At 71.3% G+C, this 26,301-nt stretch carries 21 protein-coding genes, 2 tRNA genes and 1 pseudogene; 11 read left to right on the forward strand and 13 right to left on the reverse strand.

What is annotated here, in order from left to right:
- Nucleotides 1-80: 80 nt before the first annotated feature.
- Nucleotides 81-719: pseudogene (locus BM339_RS51745) on the forward strand (transposase); the annotation flags it as partial.
- A gap of 118 nt (nt 720-837) precedes the next feature.
- On the opposite strand, the gene BM339_RS27365 reads toward BM339_RS51745, so the two are convergent.
- Nucleotides 838-908: transfer RNA gene (locus tag BM339_RS27365), tRNA-Gly, on the reverse strand.
- Between the two features lie 113 nt (nt 909-1,021).
- Between BM339_RS27365 and BM339_RS27370 the strand changes: the two genes are divergently transcribed.
- Nucleotides 1,022-1,095 (forward strand) — tRNA-Pro (locus BM339_RS27370).
- Between the two features lie 35 nt (nt 1,096-1,130).
- Here BM339_RS27370 and alaS read toward each other — a convergent pair.
- Complete coding sequence (gene alaS / locus BM339_RS27375) at nt 1,131-3,758, reverse strand: alanine--tRNA ligase (protein WP_075022681.1); 2,628 nt, start codon at nt 3,756-3,758, stop codon at nt 1,131-1,133.
- A gap of 129 nt (nt 3,759-3,887) precedes the next feature.
- Nucleotides 3,888-4,307 carry a winged helix-turn-helix transcriptional regulator gene (locus BM339_RS27380; RefSeq protein ID WP_021596242.1) on the reverse strand — a complete coding sequence of 140 codons (420 nt, stop codon included), beginning with the start codon at nt 4,305-4,307 and terminating at the stop codon, nt 3,888-3,890.
- A gap of 123 nt (nt 4,308-4,430) precedes the next feature.
- Between BM339_RS27380 and BM339_RS27385 the strand changes: the two genes are divergently transcribed.
- The gene (locus BM339_RS27385; protein WP_075022682.1) at nt 4,431-5,012 is read left to right on the forward strand and encodes a YceI family protein; all 582 of its coding nucleotides are present in this window, start codon (nt 4,431-4,433) and stop codon (nt 5,010-5,012) included.
- 58 nt (nt 5,013-5,070) lie between these two features.
- Here BM339_RS27385 and BM339_RS27390 read toward each other — a convergent pair whose 3' ends face one another.
- From BM339_RS27390 to BM339_RS27400, 3 genes are read right to left on the reverse strand one after another with little or no spacing between them, the layout of a single operon-like run.
- Complete coding sequence (locus BM339_RS27390; RefSeq protein WP_075022683.1) at nt 5,071-5,754, reverse strand: HAD family hydrolase; 684 nt, start codon at nt 5,752-5,754, stop codon at nt 5,071-5,073.
- Nucleotides 5,751-6,575 (reverse strand): alpha/beta fold hydrolase, encoded by an 825-nt coding sequence (locus BM339_RS27395; protein ID WP_075022684.1) that lies wholly within the window; start codon nt 6,573-6,575, stop codon nt 5,751-5,753. The genes BM339_RS27390 and BM339_RS27395 overlap by 4 nt, the downstream gene beginning before the upstream one ends.
- A 27-nt stretch (nt 6,576-6,602) precedes the next feature.
- Nucleotides 6,603-7,202 (reverse strand): TetR/AcrR family transcriptional regulator, encoded by a 600-nt coding sequence (locus BM339_RS27400; RefSeq protein WP_075022685.1) that lies wholly within the window; start codon nt 7,200-7,202, stop codon nt 6,603-6,605.
- 90 nt (nt 7,203-7,292) lie between these two features.
- Between BM339_RS27400 and BM339_RS27405 the strand changes: the two genes are divergently transcribed.
- Complete coding sequence (locus BM339_RS27405) at nt 7,293-8,084, forward strand: SDR family NAD(P)-dependent oxidoreductase (protein ID WP_075022738.1); 792 nt, start codon at nt 7,293-7,295, stop codon at nt 8,082-8,084.
- 110 nt (nt 8,085-8,194) lie between these two features.
- Here BM339_RS27405 and BM339_RS27410 read toward each other — a convergent pair whose 3' ends face one another.
- The gene (locus BM339_RS27410) at nt 8,195-10,024 is read right to left on the reverse strand and encodes a glycosyl hydrolase family 18 protein (protein WP_083597983.1); all 1,830 of its coding nucleotides are present in this window, start codon (nt 10,022-10,024) and stop codon (nt 8,195-8,197) included.
- Between the two features lie 194 nt (nt 10,025-10,218).
- A complete protein-coding gene (locus tag BM339_RS27415; protein WP_021598891.1) occupies nt 10,219-10,689 on the reverse strand; it encodes a MarR family winged helix-turn-helix transcriptional regulator in 471 nt (156 codons plus the stop codon).
- A gap of 60 nt (nt 10,690-10,749) precedes the next feature.
- Here BM339_RS27415 and BM339_RS27420 point away from each other — a divergent pair, with 60 nt between their 5' ends.
- Nucleotides 10,750-11,166: a cupin domain-containing protein gene (locus tag BM339_RS27420; RefSeq protein ID WP_021598892.1), complete on the forward strand. Its 417-nt coding sequence runs from the start codon at nt 10,750-10,752 to the stop codon at nt 11,164-11,166.
- Between the two features lie 37 nt (nt 11,167-11,203).
- Here the strand turns inward: BM339_RS27420 and BM339_RS27425 are convergent, their stop codons facing one another.
- Both BM339_RS27425 and BM339_RS27430 read right to left on the reverse strand, forming a co-directional pair.
- Nucleotides 11,204-11,848 carry a LuxR C-terminal-related transcriptional regulator gene (locus tag BM339_RS27425; RefSeq protein ID WP_021598893.1) on the reverse strand — a complete coding sequence of 215 codons (645 nt, stop codon included), beginning with the start codon at nt 11,846-11,848 and terminating at the stop codon, nt 11,204-11,206.
- Nucleotides 11,800-13,086: a sensor histidine kinase gene (locus BM339_RS27430; RefSeq protein WP_075022686.1), complete on the reverse strand. Its 1,287-nt coding sequence runs from the start codon at nt 13,084-13,086 to the stop codon at nt 11,800-11,802. The genes BM339_RS27425 and BM339_RS27430 overlap by 49 nt, the downstream gene beginning before the upstream one ends.
- 202 nt (nt 13,087-13,288) lie before the next feature.
- On the opposite strand from BM339_RS27430, the gene BM339_RS27435 reads away from it, so the two are divergent.
- A complete protein-coding gene (locus tag BM339_RS27435) occupies nt 13,289-15,784 on the forward strand; it encodes a Tex family protein (protein ID WP_083597985.1) in 2,496 nt (831 codons plus the stop codon).
- A gap of 12 nt (nt 15,785-15,796) precedes the next feature.
- Here the strand turns inward: BM339_RS27435 and BM339_RS27440 are convergent, their stop codons facing one another.
- A complete protein-coding gene (locus BM339_RS27440) occupies nt 15,797-16,972 on the reverse strand; it encodes a DMT family transporter (protein WP_024935657.1) in 1,176 nt (391 codons plus the stop codon).
- Nucleotides 16,973-17,267: 295 nt separating this feature from the next.
- Here BM339_RS27440 and tig point away from each other — a divergent pair, with 295 nt between their 5' ends.
- The 4 genes from tig (at nt 17,268) to clpX (ending at nt 21,808) form a co-directional block, all read left to right on the forward strand.
- On the forward strand, nt 17,268-18,767 hold the full coding sequence (tig, locus tag BM339_RS27445) for a trigger factor (protein ID WP_075022687.1): 1,500 nt from the start codon (nt 17,268-17,270) through the stop codon (nt 18,765-18,767).
- Between the two features lie 240 nt (nt 18,768-19,007).
- Nucleotides 19,008-19,640, forward strand: coding sequence for a ClpP family protease (locus BM339_RS27450; RefSeq protein WP_021597021.1), 633 nt, complete (start codon nt 19,008-19,010; stop codon nt 19,638-19,640).
- 59 nt (nt 19,641-19,699) lie between these two features.
- Nucleotides 19,700-20,362, forward strand: coding sequence for an ATP-dependent Clp protease proteolytic subunit (locus tag BM339_RS27455; RefSeq protein WP_024935656.1), 663 nt, complete (start codon nt 19,700-19,702; stop codon nt 20,360-20,362).
- Nucleotides 20,363-20,533: 171 nt separating this feature from the next.
- A complete protein-coding gene (gene clpX / locus BM339_RS27460; RefSeq protein WP_021597019.1) occupies nt 20,534-21,808 on the forward strand; it encodes an ATP-dependent Clp protease ATP-binding subunit ClpX in 1,275 nt (424 codons plus the stop codon).
- A gap of 161 nt (nt 21,809-21,969) precedes the next feature.
- On the opposite strand, the gene BM339_RS27465 is transcribed toward clpX, so the two are convergent.
- The gene (locus BM339_RS27465) at nt 21,970-22,626 is read right to left on the reverse strand and encodes a response regulator transcription factor (RefSeq protein ID WP_021597018.1); all 657 of its coding nucleotides are present in this window, start codon (nt 22,624-22,626) and stop codon (nt 21,970-21,972) included.
- Nucleotides 22,623-23,423, reverse strand: coding sequence for a sensor histidine kinase (locus BM339_RS27470; RefSeq protein WP_021597017.1), 801 nt, complete (start codon nt 23,421-23,423; stop codon nt 22,623-22,625). The genes BM339_RS27465 and BM339_RS27470 overlap by 4 nt, the downstream gene beginning before the upstream one ends.
- Before the next feature lie 170 nt (nt 23,424-23,593).
- Between BM339_RS27470 and BM339_RS27475 the strand changes: the two genes are divergently transcribed.
- The gene (locus BM339_RS27475; RefSeq protein WP_075022688.1) at nt 23,594-26,221 is read left to right on the forward strand and encodes a valine--tRNA ligase; all 2,628 of its coding nucleotides are present in this window, start codon (nt 23,594-23,596) and stop codon (nt 26,219-26,221) included.
- The last annotated feature ends 80 nt before the right edge of the window (nt 26,222-26,301 follow it).

Raw genomic sequence — 26,301 nt, forward strand, 5'->3', positions numbered from 1 at the left:
GCCTCTCAAACCATCAACGGCAGCTTCACATAAGCCAAACCCGGCCCCTTTGGACCACCACCCCATTGTTATGGCCTCACATGCTTTTGTACCGTGCTGCGCTGCCATTGTCGCCTCAGACCCTGACCTACGCCACCGGTGTGGTCCGCCTCCACCGCCAGGCCATCGCGAGCAAGGGCCGGTGCCCGCCGGGCGTGCAGGCCCTGATGACCCGATCTACCTGCATAAAGGCGAGACCTACGCCGAACTGGGCGTCGGATTCGCCGTCTCCACCACCGCGTGGCGCTACGTCAACGAGACCGTCGACGTACTGGCCGCCCGCGCACCCAAACTCGGCGCGACGCTGGCCAAAGCGGTCAAGGACGGGCTGCCGTACCTGGTGCTGGACGGCACCCTGATCTCGATCGACCGGGTCGCCGCCGACCGGCCCCACTACTCGGGGAAAACATCGCCGCCACGGCATGAACCTTTAGGTCATCACCGCACCGGACGGGACACTGCTATGGGTGTCGGGACCTATGCGCGGCTCGGTCCACGACCTCACCGCGGCCCCGATCTGGGGCGTCACCTGGGCACTGGCCGCCACCGGGCTGCTCGTGCTGGCCGACAAGGCCTACCAGGGCGCTGACGCGCACATCCTCACGCCCTACAAGGGACGCGACAAGCCCGACCCGCAAAAGGACGCCAACCGCTCGGTGAGGCGTTCAAGGTGGCTCGGGGCAGTGACAAGGGTGACAGGGGCACGCCTGAACGATCGGTCACGGAAGCCTTAGCGATCATGGGAAAGGCCAGGCCCAGGTGGGGAAACGGGGTTCCTACCTGGGCCTTTTTGGTGGGAGCGGGCGACGGGAATCGAACCCGCGTAGCCAGTTTGGAAGACTGGGGCTCTGCCATTGAGCTACGCCCGCGAGCGGAGGCACGCGGGCCTCGATCGCCATCCCGTAGCGTACAGGGTTCCGGGGGTGGACGTGGCGCGCGGAGCGGGGCGGGCTGATCGGCACTAGACTGCTCTCGCGATCCGCGGGCTGTAGCGCAGTTTGGTAGCGCACCGGCTTTGGGTGCCGGGGGTCGTGGGTTCAAATCCCGCCAGCCCGACATGGAGCCCCCGTCCTGGGACGGGGGCTCTCGCGTCAGTGGTCGGCGAGGAGGGTGCGGGCCTCCGCAGCGGCGGTGGTGATCGCCTGGGGGAGGTTCTCCGGGTTGCGGCCGCCCGCGCTGGCCATGGGGCCCTTGCCGCCTGCGCCGCCGCCTACCTCGCGGGCCGCGGTGGTGAGGATGGTGCGGGCCTGGATGTTGGTGTCCGCGCCTGCGGCGGCGACCAGGGCCGCCTTGCCGTTGGTTTCCGTGCCCAGGACGACGATGCCGTGGCGGTCGCGGCGGGAGAGGACGCCGGTGGCGATCGTGCGGAGGTCGGTGCCGGTGAGGTTGGGGATGGTTTGGGCCACCAGCCAGCCGCCCGGGACGGGCTCCGCGAGGGACGCCAGGTGGGCTGCGTGCTTCTCGAGTTCTGCCTGGTGGAGGTTCTCCAGGTGGCGCTGGATTTCGGTGAGGGTGGCCAGGCGTTGCCGCAGGCGGTCGGGGGCCTGGTCGGGATGGACGTTCAGGAGCGCCGCGAGCTCGTGCAGCAGGTTGCGCTCGTGGTTGTGGTGGCGAAGGGCGTCGGCGCCGGTGAGCGCCTCGATGCGGCGCAGGCCGGTGCCGATGGACGACTCGCCGACGATGTGGACGGGGCCCGCCTGCGAGCCGTGGCCGACGTGGGTTCCGCCGCAGAGTTCGCGGGACGCGTCGCCGATGTCCACGATGCGGACATCCTGGCCGTACTTCTCGCCGAACAGCGCGATTGCTCCTGCGGCCTCCGCCTCGGCGCGGCTCGCTTCCCAGACGCGGACGTCGGGGTCGTCGAGGAGGTAGTCGTTGACGAGGGTCTGGACGGGGTCGGTGTCGACCGGGGAGAAGTGCGCGAAGTCGAAGCGCAGGCGGCCGGGCTCGACGCGGGAGCCGTGCTGGGCGGCGTGGTCGCCGAGGAGGCGGCGCAGCATCGCGTGCAGGACGTGGGTCGCGCTGTGCGAGCGTGCGGTCGCCGCGCGGCGGTCCGCGTCGACGGTCGCCTCTGCCTGGGTGCCGGGCCGCACTTCGCCGTCCAGTATGCGGACGGTGTGCACGTGCAGGCCGTCCAGTCCGGGGCGGGTGTCGAGGACGCGAAGGTTCGCGTCGGATGTGCGGATCGTGCCCGTGTCGCCGACCTGGCCGCCCGACTCCGCGTAGAACGGGGTGCGGGAGAGGACCATCTCGATCTCGTCGCCCTGGGTTGCCCTGGGCAGCTCGCCGTTCGGACCGAGGAGTGCGAGCACCTGGGTTTCCGCGGTTTCCGATGTGTGGCCCACGAAGTCGGTGAGGCCGTGTCGTGCGGTGACGCGGCGGTAGGCGTCCTGTCGTGCGACCGCGTCCGACTTGCGGCCCTGGCCCGCGCGGTGTGCCTGCCGGCGCTGGGTTTCGAGGAGTTCCGCGAACGCGTCCTCGTCGACGGTGAGGCCGGCCGAGCGGGCCGCGTCGATGGTCAGGTCGATCGGGAAGCCGTAGGTGTCGTGCAGTTCGAACGCGGTGCGGCCCGAGATGGTCGTCGTCGCGCGGCCGATCGCCGCGTCGAGGAGCTGGGAGCCCTGGCGCAGGGTTCGGTCGAACGCCTCCTCCTCGGCGCCGACCGTCTGCCGGATCAGGGGCGACTGCCGGGCCAGTTCCGGCCACGCGTCGCCGAGGGTGTCGATGACGCTGGACGTGAGAGCGGGCAGGACCGGGTCGTCGATGCCGAGCCGGCGGGCGTGCCGGACGGCCCGCCGCATCAGCCGCCGCAGCACGTAGCCGCGGCCGTCGCGGGCGGGCATGACGCCGTCCGCGATGAGGAAGGCGATCGACCGGGAATGCTCGGTGACGATGCGGAACGACGTGGAGTCGTCGCTGCCGTCGCGTCCCGGGTAGCCGCGGCCCGCCATCTCCTGGACGAGCCGGAAGGTGGGGGCGAGCAGGTCCGTCTCGCACTCCGTGTCCACGTCCTGGAGCACCGCGGCGAGGCGGCCGAGGCCGAGTCCCGTGTCGATGTTGCGTGCGGGAAGCTCGCCCAGGATCGGATATCCGTCCTTGCCGGAGCCTTCGCCACGGAGGTTCTGCATGAAGACGAGATTCCACAGCTCCTGGTAGCGCTCGCCGTTCACCGCGGGGCCGCCCTCGCGCCCGAAGGACGGGCCCCTGTCGTAGTGCAGTTCGGAGGACGGTCCGCAGGGGCCGGGTATCCCCATCGACCAGTAGTTGTCCTCCATGCCGAGCCGCTGGATCCGCTCGGACGGGACCCCGACGCTCTGCCAGAGCTTCGCGGCCTCGTCGTCGTCCAGGTACACGGTGACCCAGAGGCGTTCCGGGGCGAGGTTGTAGTGGCGTGTGAACAGCTCCCACGCCCAGGAGATCGCTTCCGCCTTGATGTAGTCGCCGAAGGAGAAGTTCCCGAGCATCTCGAAGAACGTCGCGTGCCGCGTGGTGCGGCCCACGTTCTCGATGTCGGACGTGCGCGCGCACTTCTGCACGGACACCGCGCGGGGGTGGTCAGGCGTGGTCTCGCCGAGGAAGTACGGCTTGAACTGGTTCATGCCCGCGTTCGCCAGCAGAAGCGTGGGATCGGACGGGATCAGCGGGCTGGACGGCACGACGCGGTGGTCGCGCTCCTGGAAGAAGTCGAGAAAGGTCGAACGGATGTCAGTCGAACGCATGGGACGGCCTCACGAGGTCGATGGGATGACGGCGCGCACCGCCGAGCCGGGCCGGGCACGACTGCCCGTTCCCCAGCTCGGCGCGGCTAGCTCGCCGTCCCACCTCGTGAAGGTCCATCGCTGTTAACGCTACCGCCGCGTGCTCGGCTCCAGCACGCGGTTTTCGGGCGCCGCGCCTTCCTTGAGCGCCTCCTCCTCGGCGGCGCGGGCGTCGTACGCGGCGCGGGCGGCGTCGATGTCCTCCAGATGGGACTCGGCCCAGCGGACGAGGGTGGTGGACACCTCCATGAGGGTCGCGCCCATCGGGGTGACCGCGTACTCCACGCGCGGCGGCACCACCGGGTAGACGGTGCGGGTGACGATCCCGTCGCGTTCGAGGCCGCGCAGCGTGACGGTGAGCATCCGCTGGCTGATCCCGTCGATCTCGCGCTTCAGCTCGTTGAAGCGCTTGGGCCGCTCGCCGAGCAGTGAGATGACCAGCAGCGACCACTTGTCGCCGACCCGGTCGAGGATCTCGCGTGCCCGGCATCCCGCGGGTGTGTGCTCCATGGTTATCTCCAAGTGACCAGGGCAGAAAAAAGTGCCTTCTTGTGCCGACTCCTGGGGTGTCCGCACCATAGAGGCGGTTCCTGATGGGAACCGCCTTACCATTCATAACCACTAGGAGACACGATGACCGCCGAGCTTGTCGAGATCCCCGGCTACGTCGCCGGCACCTGGACCATCGACCCCGTCCACTCCGGCGTCGGCTTCACGATCAGGCACCTGATGGTCAGCAAGGTCCGCGGCCGGTTCGGCTCGTTCGAGGGGACGATCGAGACCGGCGAGGACGTGCTGGACTCGTCGGTGACCGCGACCATCGAGCTGACCTCGATCGACACCGGCAACCGCATGCGCGACGAGCACGTCCGGTCGGGCGACTACCTGGACGTGGTGAAGTACCCGACGATGACGTACCGCTCCACGGGCCTGCGCGCGGACGGGGAGGACTTCGTCCTGGACGGCGAGCTCACGCTGCGCGGCGTCACGAAGAACGTCCCGCTGAAGCTGGAGATCGGCGGCTTCGGCCCCGACCCGTTCCGGGAGGACGACCCGTTCAAGGGCGCCCGCGCGGGGTTCACCGCGACCGGCGAGATCAGCCGGCTGGAGTTCGGGGTCGGCGACACCGCCAAGATCCCCGGCAGCAACGGGCTGGGGCTGAGCGAGAAGGTCCAGATCGTCCTGGAGATCCAGGCGGTCCTCAAGACGGACTGACCCGGGCGGCGGGCGGCCCCGGCCGGAGGGCCGCCCGGCCGGAGGGCCGCCCACGCCGTCACACGGCCAGCGCCTCGGGGAGGGCTTCCAGGGTCGTGATGCGGGGGACGTCCAGGTCGCCGGGCGCTGGACCGCCGGAGCGGTCGAGCCACACGCCGGTGAGGCCCGCGGCGGCGGCGCCCTGGGCGTCGGTGGCGAGCCGGTCCCCGACGTAGGCGGCGGCATCCGGCCGGACGCCGAGGGCCGCGCACGCCGTCCGGAAGATGGCCGCGGCCGGCTTGGCGGAGCCCGCCTCGCTGGAGGCCACGACGACGGGGAGCCGGTCGGCGAACCCGATCCGCTGGACCTTCGCGCGCTGCTGCCCGGCGTCGCCGTTGGTGATCACCCCGAGCCGGAGCCCGCGCGCCGCGAGGGCGTCCAGCGCTCCGGCGGCGTCGGGGAACGGGCGCCAGGCGGCCCGGTAGCGGGGGAGGAACCCGGCGATCCACGCGTCGGCGCGGGCCTTGTCCCATTCGCCGAGTCCGAGGTCCCGGGCGAGCGAGACGATCCGCAGGCGGCGCTGCGCGTCCATGGTCAGCTCGCCCGCCAGATACCGGTCGACGGCCTCCTCGGTGAGCTCCGACCAGCGCCGGACGAGCCACACCGGGTCCGCGTCCGGGAAGGAGCGGACGATCGCCTCGGCCGCGGCGCCCTCGTGGTCGAGGAGCGTCCCGTCCAGGTCGAACAGCACGGCCGTGATCACGACAGGAAGCCGAGGAGCGCGGCGGTCAGCTCGGCGGGCGCGTCCTCCTGCACCAGGTGACCGGCGCCCGCGATCGGATGGAGGCGCGAGCCCGGGACAAGGCCGGCCAGCTCCCGGCCCTTCTCGATCGGTATCCACGTGTCCTCGGCGCCCCAGCAGATCAGGACCGGGAGGGACAGCTCGCCGTACCGCCCCTGGACCTCGTCGGTGTAGCGCTGGTCGGCCTGCGCGATCTGCCGGTAGAACGCGGGCTGCCCGTCTTCTCCCAGCCAGGGTTCCACGAGCGAATCGAGGGCGGCGGGGTGCAGGCCGCGGTGGCTCGCCGACGTCACGTACTCCCGGACGAGGGCGGCGTGCAGCGCGGGCGGGAGCTGCTCGAACACCGTGGCGTTGGCTCCGACCAGGCGGAAGAACGGAGACCCCCACGGAGCGAGCGCCACCGGATCGACGAGGACGAGGCGGCGGTAGCGCACACCGTGCAGGAGATGCGCCCGCAGGGACACGGCGCCGCCGAAGTCGTGCGCCACGACGGACGGCTCGTCCAGGCCCCAATGCGCCAGCAGTTCGGTGAAGACCTTGCCCTGCGCCGCCAGTGAGACGTCCTGTCCATCGCTCCTCTCGGACGTCCCATACCCCGGCATGTCCCAGACGTACACGCGGTGGGTCGTCGCCAGAGCGCGCGCGACACCACGCCACACGTAGGACGAGAACGGTGTGCCATGCAGGAGCACGACCGGATCCGCGTGCTCGTTCCCGAGCACATCCCACCGAACCTCACCACCCTGGCTCGGGTAGGTCTGACGCAGCGTCCAGTCCTGCAAGGCAACTCCCAACGTCGTCGAGCCCGCTCAGCCGAATCCGTGTGATTCGGCGAGCACGCGCGCCGCCTCCATGACGGACGCGCGGCGGCGCGCCAGGGCGGCCGCCTCGTCCTCCTCGTCCAGGACGATCCGCCGCAACTGCGGGACGGCGAAGTTCCACGCGATGAGGCCGAACACGGTGAACATCAGGTCCTGGACGGCCTGCGACCGGTCCGGGTCCGGGGTGCCGCCGCCGGCGCCGTGCTCCGTGAAGTGCCTGGCCTTCCGCTGGAACTCCTCGCGGCGCTCCGCCTCGCCCTGCGTCCGGTCCGGGGTCTCAAGGGCCTCCCAGAGCAGCAGCCTGACCAGCTCCGGGTGCTCCCGGTACCAGTCGAACAGCCTGCCAACGGACTCCGCCAGGCTGTCCGGATCGATGTCGGTCGCGTGGCCGATCTCCGCCATCTTGGCGCGCACCACGGCGCCGAACAGCTTCTCCTTGCTGCCGAAGTACAGGTAGATGGCCTGCTTGTTGGCGCGCGCCTCGGTGGCGATGCGATCGATCCGGGCGCCCGCGAGCCCGCGCGCGGCGAACTCGGCGGTGGCGGCCTGGAAGATCCGCCGGCGGGTCGCCTCCGCGTCGTAGCCCATACGCGGATTAAACCACCCGGTTGACTTCGGCCGCTTCGGCGATCATTCTAAAACAACCAGATGGTTTAATTCGGAGGAGGGCCCATGGCCATGACCGACGCACCCGTCCCGGTCCGCTCACCGCTCCCGCAGAGCCTCGCCGGCCGCACGGCGGTGATCCTCGGCGGCAGCTCCGGCATCGGCCTGGCCGCGGGGGAGCTGCTCGCCTCGGCCGGGGCGCGGATCGTGCTCGCGGGCCGCGACAAGGAGCGCCTGGACGCCGCCGTGGCGCGCGTGACCGCGGCCGGGACGGGCGCCGAGGTGTCCGGCACGGCGGCCGACGTCGCCGACGAGAGCGCGCTGGAGGAGGTCTTCGAGCGCGCCGGCACGGTCGACCACGTACTGGTGACGGCCGGGCGCCCGGCCGGGATGGGCCCGGTCGCCGGGCTCACCCGGGACACCGCCGGGACCACCGTCGAGGCGCCGGCGTGGGCGGCGCTCACCGCGGCGCGCGCCGCCGTCCCGCGCATGCCCCCGGGCGGGTCGATCACGCTGACCTCGGGCATCCTCGTCGCGCGTCCGCGGCCGGGCATGTCCGCGCCGCTCGCCGCGGTCGGCGCGGTCGAGGCGCTCACCCGCGCGCTGGCGGTCGAGCTCGCGCCCTCCCGCCTCCGGGTCAACGCGATCCGTTTCGGGGCGTTCGACACTCCGCTGCTGCGGGGTCTCTACGGAGCCGCCGCCGGCGCGGAGGGCGACGCGGCGATGGCCGAGGCGGGCGGGGACATGCCGCTCGGACGGTTCGGGACGGCCGAGGAGGCCGCCTCCGCCGCCCTCTTCCTCATGGCCAACGCCTACATGAGCGGAGAGATCCTCACGATCGACGGCGGCCAGTCCCTCGCCTGAGCCCAGTCCCCACCTAGAACAGGGGAGGGCCCCTGACCGGCGTCCAGGTGGTCAGGGGCCCGAGGTCCCGGCTGTCTGAGGGGCTGGGAGTTCCCCTTCCTGCGAACAGCTCAGCCGAGACCGTTCTTGATCGCGGTGATCAACTCACCGCCCGTCGTGTCGCCGCTCAGCTCCCAGAAGAAGGCGCCCGCCAGGCCCTGGTCCTTGGCGTAGCCCATCTTCCCGCCGATGGTGGACGGGGTGTCGTAGCTCCACCACTCGCTGCCGCACTTGGCGTAGGCGGTGCCGGCGACGGTGCCGGTCGCGGGGCACTTGCCCTTGAGGACCTTGTAGTCCTCGATGCCGGCCTCGAACGTGCCCGGCGCCGCGCCGGTCGCGGTGCCGCCGGGCTCGGACTGGGTGACGCCCGTCCAGCCGCGCCCGTAGAAGCCGATGCCGAGCAGCAGCTTGTTCGCCGGGACGCCCTTGGCCTTCAGCTTCGCGATGGTCTCGGCGGAGTTGAAGCCGGCCTGCGGGATGCCCGGGTAGGACGTGAGCGGCGAGTGGGGCGCCGTCGGACCCTGCGCGGCCCAGGCGCCGAAGTAGTCGTAGGTCATGGGGTTGAGCCAGTCGACGTACTGCGCGGCGCCCGCGTAGTCGGTCGCGTCCATCTTGCCGCCGTCGCTCGCGTCGGCGGTGATCGCTGCCGTCACGAGGTTGTTCGACCCGAACTTGGAGCGCAGTGCCGACAGCACGTTCTTCAGCGCGTTCGGGCCGCTGGTGTCGCAGGTGAGGCCGCAGGCGTTGGGGTACTCCCAGTCGATGTCGATGCCGTCGAACACGTCCGCCCAGCGCGGGTCCTCGACCAGGTTGTAGCAGGACTCGGCGAACGCGGCCGGGTTGGCGGCGGCCTGGCCGAAGCCGCCGGACCACGTCCAGCCGCCGAACGACCACAGCACCTTCAGGTTGGGGTGGAGCTTCTTCAGCTTCCGGAGCTGGTTGAAGCTGCCGCGCAGCGGCTGGTCCCAGGTGTCGGCGACGCCGTCGACGCTCTCGCCGGCGGTGTAGGTCTTCTCGTAGTCGGCGAAGCTGTCGCCGACGGTGCACCTGCCGCCCTGGACGTTGCCGAACGCGTAGTTGATGTGGGTCAGCTTGCCGGCGGATCCGCTCGTCTCGATGTTCTTGACGTGGTAGTTCCGCTGGTACACGCCCCACTCGGCGAAGTACCCGATGACCTTGTCACCGGCGACGGGGTTGCCGCCGCCCTCGTCGGTCGTGACCGACACGGCGCCGGACGCGGGAGAGGTGTTCCCGGCCGCGTCGCGGGCCTTCACGGTGAACGTGTAGGCGGTCTTGGCGGACAGCCCGCTGATCGTGGCGCTGGTGCCCGTCACCGAGGCGGCCTTCGCGGAGCCGTTGTAGACGTCGTAACCGGTGACGCCCACGTTGTCGGTTGCCGCGTTCCAGGCCAGGCTCACGCTCGTGGCGGTCTTGCCGGTCGAGCGGAGTCCGGACGGGGCCGCGGGAGCCTGCGTGTCCCCGCCGGGACCGCCGGAGCCGTCGCAGGCCGCGCCGTTGACCGTGCAGCCGGTGAACCAGCCGGAGCCGCTGCCGCCGAACCCGAAGCTCGCGCTGGCGCCCGCGGCGATCGTCCCGTTCCAGCTCGCGTTGGTGAAGGTGTAGTGGTTGCCGGAGACGGCCTTCGTCGCGTCCCACACGTTGCCGACGGACGTGCCGGCCGGCAGGTCGGCCTCCAGCCGCCAGCCGTTGATCGCGGCGCCGGTGCCGTTGGTGATCGTGCAGGTCCCGTCGAAGCCGGTGCCCCAGTCGGAGGCCTTCTTGCAGGTGGCGGTGACCGTTCCCGCCGACGACGCCGGCGGCGCCGTGAGCAGGGCGGTGGCCACCGCCAGGGTCGCTGCGCCGGCGAGCGCGATGGCCCGCCGTCCGCCCGGTCGTGTCATGATTCTCCGTTCGGTCCGGCCCCCGAAGCAAACAGGAATCCCCGCTCAATTCTTAGGAAAGTTTCCTAAGAATTGGCCAGATCGTAACCGGGCCGGACGGCGCCGACAAGGCCTGGTGGCGGGCCCGCGGGCGTCCGGGGGAGTGGTCTAAGCGGCTGCCTGGACTCGTACGGTCATCGGACGCGAAAGATTTTTCACGGCGTCCCGAACCAGCCGGGCATGTCGAGGCGCCACAGGTCCGCGGGGGTCATCCTGCGGAGATCGTCCTCCAGGGCCGACATGCGGTCCGCGCCGAGCCGCCGGGCCCAGTCGGCCCGGATCCGGTCGAAGATGCGCGCGGAGCGGGCGAGCGCGTCCACGCCCCGCCCGGTCAGCCGGACGATCTTGCGCCGCGCGTCCCGCGGGTCGGCGGCGCGCTCGACGTACCCGGACCGCTCCAGCGAATCGACCATCTTGCCCGCGGCCTGCTTGGACACCCCGAGCCGGCGGCCGAGCTCCACGGCCGTCGTGCCGTCCGGGCCGATGGCCTGGAAGACGAAGCCGTGCATCGGCCGCAGCTCGGGGTGCCCCTCGCGGGCCAGCTCGGCGTGCAGCTCGTCGATGATCACGCGGAAGGCGAGGAACAGCCGCAGCGGCAGCTCGAAGCCGGGAGGCTCGCTTGACATAAAAGACAACCTCATTGACTATATGGACAACCTTGTTGTCCAACTTAGGGGATCGGGACCATGACGCTCGTCCGCAATGCCGAGAGCCGCCGCACCGAGACGCCCAACGGCGTGATGACCACCTTCGCGACGCCGACCCAGGGAGGCACCGGCGGCATCGCCGTCTGGCGCGTCGACATGGCGCCCGGCAAGACGGGTCCGCGGCACGCCTTCGACACCGAGCAGGTGTGGACGTTCCTGGACGGCGCGGCGACCGTCGACCTGGACGGCCGCACGCTGCAGGCGCGGCCCGGCGACACCGTCGTCCTGCCCGCCGACGCGCCGCGCCGGATGACGGCCGGCGACTCCGGATTCACCGCCGTGGTCGCCGCCCACGCCGGCTGCCTCGCCTACGACCCGGACGCCGTCGTCGACCCGGAGAAGTGCGCGATCGCGCCGCAGGGGGACGAGCGGATCGTCCCGCCGTGGGCGCGGTGACCGAGCGCCGCCGAAGGTGATCAGGCCGCCGGGGTGATCAGGCGCCCAGGTACGCCAGGACGGCGAGGACGCGGCGGTTGTCGTCCTCCGACTGCGGCAGCCCGAGCTTGCCGAAGATGCTGTTGGTGTGCTTGCTGATCGCCTTCTCGGTGACGAACAGCTTCGCGGCGATCGCGGCGTTCGACCGCCCCTCCGCCATCAGCCCGAGCACCTCCCGCTCGCGGGGCGTCAGCCGCTGCAGCGGCTCCTCGCGGGCGTGCCGGGTGAGCAGCTGGGACACCACGTCCGGGTCGAGGGCGGTGCCGCCGTCCGCGACCCGGCGCACCGCCTCCACGAACACCTTGACGTCCGACACGCGGTCCTTCAGCAGGTAGCCGATGCCGCCCGTGCTGTCGGACAGCAGCTCCCGCGCGTACAGCTGCTCCACGTGCTGCGACAGCACCAGCACCGGCAGCCCCGGAATCTGTTCGCGGGCCTCCAGCGCGGCCTTCAGGCCTTCGTCGGTGAACGTCGGCGGGAGCCGGACGTCCACCACCGCGACGTCCGGGCGGTGCGTGGTCAGCGCCCGCAGCAGGGACGGCCCGTTGTCCACCGCCTCCACGACGTCGAATTGGAACGCGCCGAGCAGGCGGATCAGCCCGTCTCTGAGGAGGGCGAGATCTTCGGCGATGACAACGCGCAAGGCAGCTCCATGGTCACGACGGTCGGCCCGCCGGGCGGGCTCGTCACGGCCATGGTCCCATCGAACGCCGCGAGCCTGCGCTCGATCCCGCGCATGCCGCTCCCGTGCGCGGGGTCGGCGCCGCCGGTCCCATCGTCCCCGATGATCATGAGCAGCCGGTCGCCGGTGTGCTCGATCTGGAGCCAGGCCCGCCGCGCCGCCGAGTGCTTGACCACGTTGGCGAGCATCTCCGCCACCGCGAAGTACGCCGCCGACTCGACCGGCGCCTCGGCACGCCCGGGCACGTCGACCCGGACGTCCACGGGCAGCGGCAGGGTCAGCGCGAGGGCGCGCACGGCCCCGTCCAGGCCGCGCTCGGCGAGCACCGGCGGATGGATGCCGCGGACCAGGTCGCGCAGCTCCGTGAGCGCGCTCCCGCTGGCCTCGCGCGCCTCGGCCAGCAGCTTCTGCGCGGTCTCGGGGTCGTGCTTCATCATCTCCTCGGCGAGCCCGATGTTCATGCTCAGCGCGACGAGCCGGGCCTGCGCGCCGTCGTGCAGGTCCCGCTCGATGCGGCGCAGCTCGGCGGCGGAGGCGTCCACGGTGTCCGACCTGGTCTCGGTGAGCCGCTGGACGCGCTCGGTCAAGGCGCCCTTCGTCGGCGCGAGCAGCGACCGGGAGAACAGAGCGTGCGCCTTCACGAACATCGGCCCCAACGGAACGGACGCCACGGTCAACCCCGCACCCAGCACGATCGAGCCGACGATGCCGATGACCCCGTAATCGCTCAGCATCCAGAACGGCCCCCACCCGAAGTCGGCGACCATCGCCACCCAGGGCGCGACGAGAACGCCCTCCAGCCCGTAGATCGTCGTCCCGGCGGCCAGCACGCCGAGGACGAGCGCGACCGGCACGTTCAGCAGCGTCCACAACAGGTCACGCCAGGACGCCGGATCGCCGAGCATCCACCCCAGCCGCTTGAACGGTCCCGCCCCGCGCGGCTCAGGCCGGTACGGGAGGGGGATCGTCACGCCCGACCACTCCGCCGCCCACGCGCGCTGCTGGTTGGCGATCGACCGGATCGCCTGGAACACCACCGGCGTGAGCACGATCCCCGCGCCGAGCGGGATGAAAGCGATCGACAGCACGGCCAAGATGAAAAGCGGCAGGTTCACCGTGTACGCCAGCACGATCTGGACGATCCCGCGGACGACGCTGAGGACGATGCGGCGCCCGTAACCGCGGAGCTGCTCGCTCACCTGATCCTCCAAGAAATCGCCATGACCGTGGACGTCCCCCCATTCTGGACGTTGGCGTGCGAGGGCTCGGTGGTGTTAGACCCCCTCTTCCGCCCGCGGCGGGTGGGGTTAGGCCTACCGTCCTCGGGCGGCGACAAGACAACCGGCCCCGTTCCCTGCACAATGCACTGGCGACATCCAGGGGAGAAAGCGAATCCAAGCTGTGACAGCGACCATCAGCCAGACGCCCGACGGCCAGGGCACCGAGCCCGCCATCCGGCCCATCACCGAGCGGATCGCCGGCGAGATCGGCGTCCGCGAGGGACAGGTGCGGGTCGCGGTGGACCTGCTCGACGGCGGGGCGACCGTCCCGTTCATCGCCCGCTACCGCAAGGAGGCGACCGGCGCGCTCGACGACGCCCAGCTCCGCGCGCTGGAGGAGCGGCTGCGCTACCTGCGCGAGCTGGACGAGCGCCGCGCCGCGATCCTGGAGTCGGTGGAGTCGCAGGGCAAGCTCACCGGCGAGCTGAAGGCCCAGATCATGACGGCCGACTCCAAGGCGCGGCTGGAGGACATCTACCTCCCGTACAAGCCGAAGCGGCGCACCAAGGCGCAGATCGCCCGCGAGGCCGGGCTCGAACCGCTCGCCGAGGCGCTGCTGGACGACCCGTCCCGCGACCCGCGGACCGAGGCGGCCGCCTACGTGGACGCCGAGAAGGGCGTCGCGGACGAGACCGCCGCGCTGGAGGGCGCCCGCGCCATCCTCGTCGAGCGGTTCGCCGAGGACGCCGACCTCATCGGCGCGCTGCGCGAGCGCATGTGGAACCAGGGCCGGATGGTCTCGCGCGTCCGGGACGGCAAGCAGGAGGCGGGCGCGAAGTTCGCCGACTACTTCGAGTTCTCCGAGCCGTTCGCGAAGCTGCCCTCGCACCGCGTACTCGCGCTGTTCCGCGGTGAGAAGGAAGAGGTCCTCGACCTCGACCTGGAGCCCGAGGACGCCGGCGACGACCCGGCCGCGCGCAGCTCCTACGAGGTGGAGATCGCGCGCCGGTTCCAGATCACCGACCAGGGCCGCCCGGGCGACAAGTGGCTCTCCGACGCTGTCCGCTGGGCCTGGCGCACCCGGATCCTCGTCCACCTCGGCATCGACCTGCGGACCCGGCTGCGGCAGGAGGCCGAGGACGAGGCGGTCCGCGTGTTCGCCGCCAACCTGCGCGACCTCCTGCTCGCCGCGCCCGCGGGCACCCGCGCCACCATGGGCCTGGACCCGGGGCTCCGCACCGGCGTGAAGGTCGCCGTCGTGGACGCCACCGGCAAGGTCGTCGCCACCGACACGATCTACCCCCACGAGCCGCGCCGGAAGTGGGACGAGTCGATCGAGACCCTCGCCCGGCTCGCCCGCGCGCACGAGGTCGACCTGGTCTCCATCGGCAACGGCACCGCGTCCCGGGAGACCGACAAGCTCGCCGCCGACCTGATCGCCCGGCACCCCGACCTCAAGCTCACCAAGATCATGGTGTCTGAGGCGGGCGCGTCGGTGTACTCGGCGTCGGAGTACGCCGGGCGCGAGCTGCCCGGCATGGACGTCTCGCTGCGCGGCGCGGTGTCGATCGCCCGCCGCCTCCAGGACCCGCTCGCGGAGCTGGTCAAGATCGACCCCAAGTCGATCGGGGTCGGCCAGTACCAGCACGACGTGTCCGAGGTGAAGCTGTCGCGCTCCCTCGACGCCGTCGTCGAGGACTGCGTGAACGCGGTCGGCGTGGACGTCAACACCGCGTCCGCGCCGCTGCTCACCCGCGTGTCCGGCATCGGCGAGGGCCTCGCGGAGAACATCGTCGCGCACCGCGACGCCAACGGCCCGTTCCGGAGCCGCGGCGGGCTGAAGAGCGTCCCGCGGCTCGGCCCGAAGGCGTTCGAGCAGTGCGCGGGCTTCCTGCGCATCCCCGGCGGCGACGACCCGCTGGACGCCTCCAGCGTGCACCCGGAGGCGTATCCGGTCGTCCGCCGGATCCTGGACGCGGCCGGCAACGACATCAAGGGGCTCATCGGCAACACCGCCGTCCTGCGCTCCCTCAAGCCGGCGAACTTCGTCGACGACACGTTCGGGCTGCCGACCGTCACCGACATCCTCGCCGAGCTGGAGAAGCCCGGCCGCGACCCCCGCCCGGCGTTCCGGACCGCCACGTTCAAGGAGGGCGTCGACAAGCTCTCCGACCTCGAACCCGGGATGATCCTCGAAGGTGTCGTCACCAACGTCGCCGCGTTCGGCGCGTTCGTGGACGTCGGCGTCCACCAGGACGGGCTCGTCCACATCTCCGCGATGTCCGACAAGTTCGTCTCCGACCCGCGCGAGGTCGCCAAGCCGGGCGACATCGTCCGCGTGAAGGTCCTGGACGTCGACCTGCAGCGCAAGCGGATCTCGCTCACCCTCCGGCTGGACGACGAGCCAGGCCGCGACCAGCAGGGCGGCGGCCGGCGCGGCGAGCCGCGCGACCGGGGCGGGCGGCAGAACCGCGGCGGCCAGAACCCGCGCGGCGGCCAGAACCGCGGCGCGCAGGGAGGCGGCGGGCAACGCGGGCAGAAGGGCGGGCAGAAGGGCGGTCAGAGAGGCGGCGGCCAGGGAGGCGGCGACTTCTCCGGCGGCGGAGCCATGGCCGACGCACTGCGCCGCGCGGGCCTGGACAAGGGCCTCCCCGGAAAGGACCGCAAGGGCCGCTGAGCCGGAGGCGCGCTACTCGCCGAAGCCGCGCCACCGTCCGTCGGAGCCCGTCTCGGTCGGGCTCTGCGGACGGATGGGCCGCCGCGGGTGCGGCGGCTCGGCGCGGCGCGGCGAACCCTCCGGGGGGTCGTACGGGCCCTGCCCGAGCCGGTCCTGCCCGAGCGGCGAACGCGGCGGCGGCACCTGCGGCTGCGCCCGCCCGACCTCGGCCGCATCGGCGAACTGCGGCCCGCCGAGCACGGGCCCGCCGATGGACGAGGTCCCGAACGGGTCGGCGGAGGCGGACGCCTCGGCCGACCTCGCGCGGGACGGGTCGTCCGGCTCCTCCGGGATCGGCCGGTGCCGCGGGAACTGCAGGACGGCGATCGCGCCCAGCGCCAGCGCGCCGAGCCGCATCGCGGAGTGCGCCGCGTCCTGCGGCCACGGTTCCCCGTAGAGGAAGGTCCCCATGGTCAGCAGGTAGGTCTTGGCGGCGACCGTCATCACGGTGGCCACGATCGACACCCGGCACCGCTGGAACGCCATGACCATGATCCCGAACCCGATGGCCGCCGCCAGGACGGTCAGGTACGGCCAGGCCGTCGCGGCGATCTGCGGGCTGGACGCGTGCGCGTCGTCGCTCCACCCCTTGATCGCGAGCTCCGCGGTGCCCACCGGAAACCCGGAGCTCAGCCCGTAGGCGATCCCGGTGATCGGGCGGGCGTGCCGGCCGTCCGGCCGGTGGTCGCCGAGGACGAGGATCAGCATCGGCACCGCGACCGCCGGCGCGACCACCACCGCGATCTTCCACAGCGGCGCGTCCGCCGAGCTGATCGGCTCGCTCCCGCTGAGCGACCCGGTCAGCAGCAGGATCGCCGCGCCGATCAGCAGCAGGCTGAGCCACTCGCGCCCGGTCAGCCGCTCGCCGAAGAAGACCAGCGCGATGAGCAGCAGCGGGACGACGCCGGACATGAAGATCGGGACGGCGGTGGACAGCGGCAGGTTCCGCAGCGCGATGATCTGCAGCGTGAGCCCGCCGAGCACGAACCCGAGCGCGATGAGGAAGATCCAGTTGCTCACGATCGACCAGATCATGTGCGGGATGCGGTTGCCCCGTACAGGCGGCATCCGGTCCGCCGCCAGTTTGAAGACGGCGAACCCGAGGTAGTAGAGACCGGTCGCACTGAAGGCCGCGGCTATCCCGTTCATCCCGGACGAGTATGGGGGCTGGGATCCCTTATGTCACTGCCTGTGCGGCACCGTTGACGCGATTCGCCGGTCTTGTAGGCGTCCGATGTCCGCAGCCGGGGCCGCGACCCCATAGACTTGGCGCGCGAAGGCGCGGAGCCGTATCTCGGCGTGCCCGCGCCGCTGAGAGACTGACCGGCCGATGAGCACCGGCGCAGCCCGCTGCGCGCAGGCCGAGGGGCTCGCAGGCAGAAGAGGAAGAGCACGCGTCGAACGCCGCGGCCGAGACAGCGCCCGATCAAGGAGACCGACCCCAGTGAAGACCGATGTCGAGGAGCTGACCCCCACGCGGGTCAAGCTCACCGTCGAGGTTCCGTTCGACGAGCTCAAGCCGAACCTCGACAAGGCGTACAAGGAGATCTCCCAGCAGGTGCGGATCAAGGGCTTCCGGCCCGGCAAGGTCCCCGCCCCGCTGATCGACAAGTACGTCGGCCGGGGTGCGGTCCTGCAGGAGGCGGTCAACGACGCGCTTCCGGAACTGTACGGCCGCGCCGTCGAGGAGACCGAGATCTTCGTGCTCGGGCAGCCCGACGTCGAGGTGACCGAGCTGGAGGACGGCACCCAGTTCGCGTTCACCGCCGAGGTCGACATCCGGCCGAAGTTCGAGGTGCCCGACTACGACGGCCTGGAGGTCGTCGTGGACGACGCCGAGGTCACCGACGAGCAGGTCGAGGAGACCATCGGCAACCTGCGCGAGCGGTTCGCGTCCCTCACCGGCGCCGAGCGCGCCGCCGAGGAGGGCGACTTCGCCACCATCGACATGGCCGCGAAGATCGACGGCGAGGAGGTCGAGGACGCCTCCACCACCGGCTACTCCTACGAGGTCGGCAGCGGGTCGTCCGTCGAGGGCCTGGACGACGCCATCATCGGCCTGGCCGCGGGCGAGGAGACGACGTTCACCGGCACCCTGCCCGGCGGCGAGCGCGCCGGCGAGGAGGCCGAGATCACCGTCACCGTGCAGAGCGTCAAGGTGAAGAACCTGCCCGACCTGGACGACGAGTTCGCCCAGCTCGCCAGCGAGTTCGACACGATCGAGGAGCTGCGCGAGGACGTCCGGACCCGGCTCGGCCGGCAGGTCAAGGTGCAGCAGCTGTCGGACGCGCGCGACAAGGCCCTCGAGGCGCTGCTGGAGAAGGTCGACATCCCGCTGCCCGACAAGGTCGTGGAGGAGGAGGTCGGCCGCCGCAACCAGCAGCTGGAGCAGCAGCTGCAGATGGCCGGCATGTCCAAGGAGGACTACCTCAAGGAAGAGGAGAAGACCGCCGAGGAGTTCGACGCCGAGGTCGCCGACGCCGCCCGGCTCGCGGTCAAGGGCGGGTTCGTCCTCGACCAGCTCGCCGTCCAGGAGGAGCTGGGCGTCGAGAACGAGGAGCTCAGCGAGTACGTCGTCACGCAGGCGATGCAGATGGGCGTCCAGCCGCAGCAGCTCGCCGAGTACCTCACGCAGAACAACCAGCTTCCGGCGATCGTGTCGGAGGTCCTGCGCAGCAAGGCGCTGAACCTCGTCGTCGAGCACGTCACCGTCAAGGACGAGTCCGGCAACGAGATCGACGTCGACGCCCTCCAGCGCGAGCTGAACGGCGAGACCGCCCAGGCCGAGGACGCCCAGGCCGAGGACGCCCAGGCCGAGGACGCCGAGAGCGCCGAGGACGCGGCTCCGGCGGAGACGGCCGAGGCCGCTGCTGAGGACCCCGCTGAGGACGCCCCGGCCGCCGAGGCGAAGGACGAGCAGGACGCGAAGGACAAGGACGCCTGAGACGTCCTCCCGCGCACCGGGCCGCCCCGCATCCGTTCCCACGGGTGCGGGGCGTCCGTTTTGGGTGCGGTGTACCGGGTGTCGCGCGGGCGAAGATCGTCCGGAACGCGAGGGTCGGCCGGGCCGCCCGGGGTACGCCCCTGGCGAAAAGCCGGGTCCCCCGGCTTAACCGGGCCCCGCCGCGCGTTAATGTCCAATCATCCGAACCGAGTAAAAGGACCGGAGGAACACCCGGTGAGCATGCCTCCGACTTTCGACGAGTCGTCGCGGATCCAGGCGCGGGTGGCCGAGGCGCCCCTGCTGCCTCTCGGCGACCAGCTGTTCCAGCGGCTGCTGCGCGAACGCATCGTCTTCCTCGGCCAGCAGGTCGACGACGACATCGCCAACCGCATCTGCGCCGAGCTCCTGCTGCTGTCGGCCGAGGACGGCCGCCGCGACATCACGCTCTACATCAACTCGCCAGGCGGCTCCGTCACCGCCGGCATGGCGATCTACGACATCATGCAGTACGTCCCCAACGACATCGTCACGGTCGGGATGGGCCTCGCCGCGTCGATGGGCCAGTTCCTGCTCTGCGCGGGCACCCGGGGCAAGCGGTACGCCCTGCCGCACGCGCGGATCATGATGCACCAGCCGTCCGGCGGCATCGGCGGCACGGCCTCCGACATCAAGATCCAGGCCGAGCAGATGCTGTACGTCAAGAAGACGCTCGCCGAGAAGATCGCCGAGCACACCGGCCAGCACCTCGACCAGATCGAGCGCGACTCCGACCGCGACCGCTGGTTCACCGCCGACGAGGCCAAGGACTACGGGTTCGTGGACCACGTGGTGCTCAGTGCCACCCAGGTGCCCTCCGAGGGCACCGTCTCTTGACGATCGACACTCATCGGAGGCACATCATGAGCGACCTCATCCGACCCGGCTTCAGCGATATGGCCCGGCCCGGCGTGCAGGCGGGCGGCGGCCCGACGCCGGTCGACAACCGCTACATCATTCCGTCGTTCGTCGAGCGCACCACGTACGGGGTCAAGGAGATGAACCCGTACAACAAGCTGTTCGAGGAGCGCATCATCTTCCTCGGCGTGCAGATCGACGACGCGTCCGCCAACGACGTGATGGCCCAGCTGATCACGCTGGAGTCGATCGACCCCGACCGCGACATCAGCATCTACATCAACTCGCCCGGCGGCTCGTTCACCGCCATGACGGCGATCTACGACACGATGCAGTTCGTCAAGCCGGACATCCAGACGGTGTGCATCGGCCAGGCCGCGTCCGCGGCCGCGGTCCTGCTCGCCGCCGGGACGCCGGGCAAGCGGGCGGCACTGCCCAACTCGCGGATCCTGATCCACCAGCCCGCGACCGAGGGCACCTACGGACAGTCCAGCGACATCGAGATCCAGGCGCGCGAGATCATGCGCATCCGCGAGCTGCTGGAGAGCATCCTGGCCGAGCACAGCGGCCGGAGCATCGACCAGGTCCGCCGCGACATCGAGCGCGACAAGATCCTCACGGCGGACGAGGCGAAGGACTACGGTCTCATCGACGACGTCTTCGCCAGCAGGAAGCGTAAGGCCGAGGTAGTGTCGTCCTGAGACGGCACGAGGACGAGGGAGTCCCCCAGCCCGGTCGTCACACTTCCGGGCGAGGGGCTTTCCAAGTCCGCTGGAGGCGGTAACGTCGAACCAACGTCGTGAGCCTTCGGGACGCAACCAGCTGCGCCGCATTCTCCAAGGCGGACGGCCCCACGAAAAGGAGACGGTTGGGTGGCACGCATCGGCGACGGTGGTGACCTGCTCAAGTGCTCGTTCTGCGGGAAGAGCCAGAAGCAGGTCAAGAAGCTCATCGCGGGTCCGGGCGTGTACATCTGCGACGAGTGCATCGATCTCTGCAACGAGATCATCGAGGAGGAGCTCTCCGAGACCTCCGACCTCAAGTGGGACAACCTGCCCAAGCCGCGGGAGATCTACGAGTTCCTCGACTCCTACGTCATCGGGCAGGAGACGGCGAAGAAGGCCCTGTCGGTCGCCGTCTACAACCACTACAAGCGGATCCAGTCGGGTGACACCGGCCGGGACGACCCGGTCGAGCTGGGCAAGTCCAACATCCTGCTGCTCGGCCCCACTGGATCCGGCAAGACGCTGCTCGCGCAGACGCTCGCGAAACTCCTCAACGTCCCGTTCGCTATCGCGGACGCCACGGCGCTGACGGAGGCGGGCTACGTCGGGGAGGACGTCGAGAACATCCTCCTCAAGCTGATCCAGGCGGCCGACTACGACGTCAAGAAGGCCGAGACCGGAATCATCTACATCGACGAGGTCGACAAGATCGCCCGCAAGAGCGAGAACCCGTCGATCACGCGCGACGTCTCCGGGGAGGGCGTCCAGCAGGCCCTGCTGAAGATCCTGGAGGGCACCACCGCGAGCGTCCCGCCGCAGGGCGGCCGCAAGCACCCGCACCAGGAGTTCATCCAGATCGACACCACCAACGTGCTGTTCATCTGCGGCGGCGCGTTCGCCGGCCTGGAGAAGATCGTCGAGTCCCGGGTCGGCAAGCAGGGCATGGGCTTCGGCGCGCAGATCCGCTCCAAGTCCGACTTCGAGGAGTCGTCGGCGGTGCTCGGCGACGTGATGCCGGAGGACCTGCTCAAGTTCGGGATGATTCCGGAGTTCATCGGCCGGCTGCCGGTGATCACCTCGGTGCACAACCTGGACCGCGAGGCCCTCATCAACATCCTCACCGAGCCGAAGAACGCGCTGGTCCGCCAGTACCACCGCCTCTTCGAACTCGACGGGGTCGACCTGGAGTTCACCGACGACGCCCTGGAGGCCATCGCCGACCAGGCCATCCTCCGCGGCACCGGCGCCCGCGGCCTCCGCGCGATCATGGAGGAGGTGCTCCTGTCGGTGATGTACGAGGTGCCGAGCCGCCAGGACGTCGCCCGCGTCGTCATCACCCGCGAGGCCGTCCTGGAGCACGTCAACCCGACTCTCGTCCCTCGCGACCGCCCCAAGCGCGAGCCGCGGGAGAAGAGCGCGTGATCGGGGCGTGAGCGGGGAGGTGTGTCCGCGGAAAGCGCGGACCTGAGCCCCGATCACCTGTTAGCCCAGGGGGCGACCCCCTGGAACCCCCGATGTGGGGGCTTCGCCCCCGCGCCCCTGCGCCCCCGGTCGCTCGGCCGGGGGCGTTCTCGTGCGGCCGGTCAGCGGGTGGTGGACTCGCCCAGGCCGGCCTCGCGGGCGAGGACGATGGCCTGGGCGCGGTCGGCGACGTGCAGCTTCATGAAGATGTTCGAGACGTGGTTGCGGACGGTCTTCTGGCTGAGGAAGAGCGTCGCGGCGATCTCGGCGTTGCTGCGGCCCTGCGCGATCAGTTCGAGGACCTCCCGTTCCCGCTCGGTGAGCTGCGGGAACGCGGCCTGCCTCGGGTCGGGCATGTCGGTGAAGTAGGTGAGGACGCGGCGCGCGATCTCCGGGCCGTAGATGGCCTCGCCCGCCGCGACCGCCCTGACCGCGCGGGCGATCTCCTCCGCGCCGGACTCCTTCAGCAGGTAGCCGCGGGCGCCGGCGCGCATCGCCGCGAAGACGGAGTCGTCGTCGCGGAACATCGTCAGCACCAGCACGCCGATGCGCGGGCTGGTGCGGGTGATGGTGCGGGTCGCCTCGATGCCGTTGCCGCCGGGCATGTGCAGGTCCATCACGACGACGTCGGGCTGCAGGTCGGCCGCGAGCTTCACCGCGTCCGGCCCGTTCTCGGCCTCGCCCACCACGTCCACCCCGAGCGCCTGCAGCAGCCCCTTCAGCCCCTGCCGGAACACCGGGTGGTCGTCGGTGATGAGGACCCGGATGGTCTCCGTCATCTCCGTCCGCCCTCTCCGGTCGAGGGACGATGATACCCGGCGGCGGTCTCCGCGGCGGCGAGCGGGAGCCGGACGGCGACCACGGTCCCGCCGCCGTTGCGGGACGAGAACACGCAGCTTCCGCCGACCTCGGCGGCCCACTCCTTCATCGAGGCCATGCCGCGGCGCGGCCGCTGCTGCCCGCCGTTGCGGGCGGACTCGGGCAGTCCCGGCCCGGTGTCGGCGACCATCAGGTGCAGCGCGTCGTCGCGGCTGAGCCGGACCGTCGCGGTGCTCTCCGGCGCGTGCAGCCGGATGTTCGTCAGGGCCTCCTGCGCGATCCGGTACGCCGCGACCTCCACCGCCGCCGGCAGCCCCGCCGGCTCCCCGTCGAACCGGACGTCGACGCGCTCGCAGCAGCCCTCGGCGAACGACTCGATGGCCGCGACGAGGCCGAGGTCGTCCAGCGCGGGGGGCCGCAGCCCGTGGGCGAGGTCGCGGATCTCGCCGACGGCGGTCGCCAGCCGGTTCCGGACGTCGGCGAGGAGCGGGTCCGTCCGCTCCGGCTCGCAGGCGAGGGTGATGCGGGCGGCGTCCAGCGACATCGCGAGGCTCGCCAGCGTCGGGCCGAGACCGTCGTGCAGGTCGTTGCGCAGCTGCCGCCGCTCCTCCTCGCGGCTGGCGAGGATCCGCTCGCGGGAGCGCTGCAGGTCGGAGGTGAGGCGGCGGAGGTGGGGGAGGGTCGCGGCGCGTGCCGCCACGGCCCCCGCGGTGAACGCGCCGGCCAGCACGGCGGCGCGTGCCAGTACCGCTCGCATCCCGTCCCTCTCCCTCTGCCCCGGCCTGGCGGTCGTCGCCCATCACCCTTGCCGGTGGGGCGACCCGGTGTCAGGTGACCTGTGTCCCGACCGCAACGGGAAAACGCTCTCTGGGGCCGTCCGGGCGGCCTGCGCCCGCCACTCCTCCGGTCCCCGTAGAATCGTCAGCCGTGACACAGCCCAGCACTGAGCGCGGCCGGGAGGCCGCCGTGGACGTCGACCTGCCCACCCAGTACCGACCGGCCGATGTCGAGGGCCGGCTCTACGAGCGGTGGGTATCGGAGGGGCTGTTCACCGCCGACCCCGAGCGCGCCCCCGGCCGTCCCGCGTTCTCGATCGTGATCCCGCCGCCGAACGTCACCGGCTCGCTGCACATGGGGCACGCCCTCGACCACTCCATCCAGGACACCCTCGTCCGGCGGCGCCGCATGCAGGGGCACGAGACCGCGTGGGTGCCCGGCATGGACCACGCGGGAATCGCGACCCAGAACGTGGTGGAGCGCGAGCTGGCGAAGGAGGGCCTGTCGCGGCACGACCTCGGGCGCGAGGCGTTCGTCGAGCGGGTGTGGCAGTGGAAGGCCGAGTCCGGCGGCCGGATCCTCGGCCAGATGCGCCGCCTCGGCGACAGCGTCGACTGGACGCGCGAGGCGTTCACGATGGACGACGACCGGGCCCGCGCCGTCCGGACGATCTTCAAGCGGCTGTTCGACGACGGGCTGATCTACCGCGCCGAGCGCATCATCAACTGGTGCCCGCGCTGCCTGACCGCGCTGTCGGACATCGAGGTCGAGCACGAGGAGGTCGACGGCGAGCTGGTCTCGATCCGGTACGGCTCCGGCGAGGACGAGATCGTCGTCGCGACCACCCGGGCGGAGACGATGCTCGGCGACACCGCCGTGGCCGTCCACCCGGACGACGAGCGCTACGCCCGCGTCGTCGGGCGTGAGATCGAGCTTCCGCTGACCGGCCGCCGCATCCCGGTCGTCGCCGACGAGCACGTCGACCCGGCGTTCGGCACCGGCGCGGTGAAGGTGACCCCGGCGCACGACCCGAACGACTTCGAGATCGGGCGGCGGCACGACCTGCCCTCCCTGTCGGTCATGGACGAGCGCGGCGTCGTCACCGCGCCCGGCCCCTTCGAGGGGCTCGACCGGTTCGAGGCGCGCCCGGCGGTCGTCGCGGCGCTGCGCGAGCAGGGCCGGATCGTCGCGGAGGTCCGCCCCTACAAGCACTCGGTCGGGCACTGCCAGCGTTGCTCCACGGTCGTCGAGCCGCGGGTGTCGCTCCAGTGGTTCGTGAAGGTCGAGTCGCTCGCGCGGGCCGCGGGCGACGCCGTCCGCGACGGCCGCGTGACGATCCACCCGCCGGAGATGGCGGCCCGCTACTTCGAGTGGGTCGACAACATGCACGACTGGTGCATCAGCCGGCAGCTGTGGTGGGGGCACCGCATCCCGGTCTGGTACGGGCCGGACGGCGAGGTCGTCTGCCCCGGGCCGGAGGAGGAGCCGCCCGCCGGATGGACGCAGGACACCGACGTCCTCGACACGTGGTTCTCCTCCGCGCTGTGGCCGTTCTCCACGCTCGGCTGGCCGGACGAGACGCCCGACTTGAAGCGGTTCTACCCGACGTCCGTGCTGGTCACGGGCTACGACATCCTGTTCTTCTGGGTCGCCCGGATGATGATGTTCGGGCTCTACGCGATGGACGGCGTCCAGCCGTTCGACACCATCGCCCTGCACGGGATGGTCCGCGACCAGTACGGCAAGAAGATGTCCAAGTCGTTCGGGAACGTCATTGACCCGCTCGACTGGATCGACCGCTACGGCGCCGACGCGACCCGCTTCACCCTGCTGCGCGGCGCGAACCCGGGCGGTGACGTCCCGGTCGCCGAGGACTGGGCCCAGGGGTCGCGCAACTTCTGCAACAAGCTGTGGAACGCGACCCGGTTCGCGCTGATCAACGGCGCGCACGTCCGCGGCGAGGTGCCGGCCGAGGTGTCCACCGTGGACGCGTGGATCCTGTCCCGGCTCCAGGCCGTCGTCGCCGAGGTGGACGGGCACCTGGAGGCCTACGACTTCGCCAAGGCGTGCGAGGCGCTCTACCACTTCGCGTGGGACGAGGTCTGCGACTGGTACGTCGAGCTGGCGAAGGTGCAGCTCGCCGACGACCGGGCCGGGACGACCCAGCGCGTCCTGGGCGAGGTGTTCGACAACCTGCTGCGCCTGCTGCACCCGGTCGTCCCGTTCGTCACCGAGGAGCTGTGGACGTCCCTCACCGGCGGTGAGACGGTCGTCACCGCGCCCTGGCCCGCCGCCGAGAGGGGCCGGGCGGACGGCGCCGCCGAAGAGCTGGTCGGCTCGCTGCAGCGGATGGTGACCGAGGTGCGGCGGTTCCGGGCCGACCAGGGGCTCAAGCCCGGCCAGCGGGTCGCCGCGCGCGTCGAGTGGAACGGCTCGGCCCTGCAGGACCACGAGGACGGCATCCGGGCGCTGCTGCGGCTCACCGAGCCTGGCGAGGAGTTCTCCTCGACGGCGTCCCTGCCGGTCGAGGACGTCAAGGTGCACCTCGACACCGCGGGCGCGATCGACGTCGCCGCCGAGCGCAAGCGGCTGGAGAAGGACCTCGCCGCCGCCCGCAAGGAGGTCGACCAGGCGCGCCGCAAGCTCGGGAACGAGGCGTTCATGGCGAAGGCGCCGGAGGCGGTCGTGGCGAAGAACCGGGAGCGGCTCGCCCAGGCGGAGGCGGACATCGGCCGGCTGGAGGCGCAGCTTGCCGGGCTCCCGGCGGACCGGTCCTGACAGCGGTGCCGCCGACCGGGCGATCTTTCGGCGCGGCGGGCGCCGCCGCGGTTACCATCCGGTTGGGCCCAGAGGCCTTT

Origin of the sequence: Actinomadura madurae, assembly GCF_900115095.1 — a bacterium.
Classification (GTDB): Bacteria; Actinomycetota; Actinomycetes; order Streptosporangiales; family Streptosporangiaceae; genus Spirillospora; species Spirillospora madurae.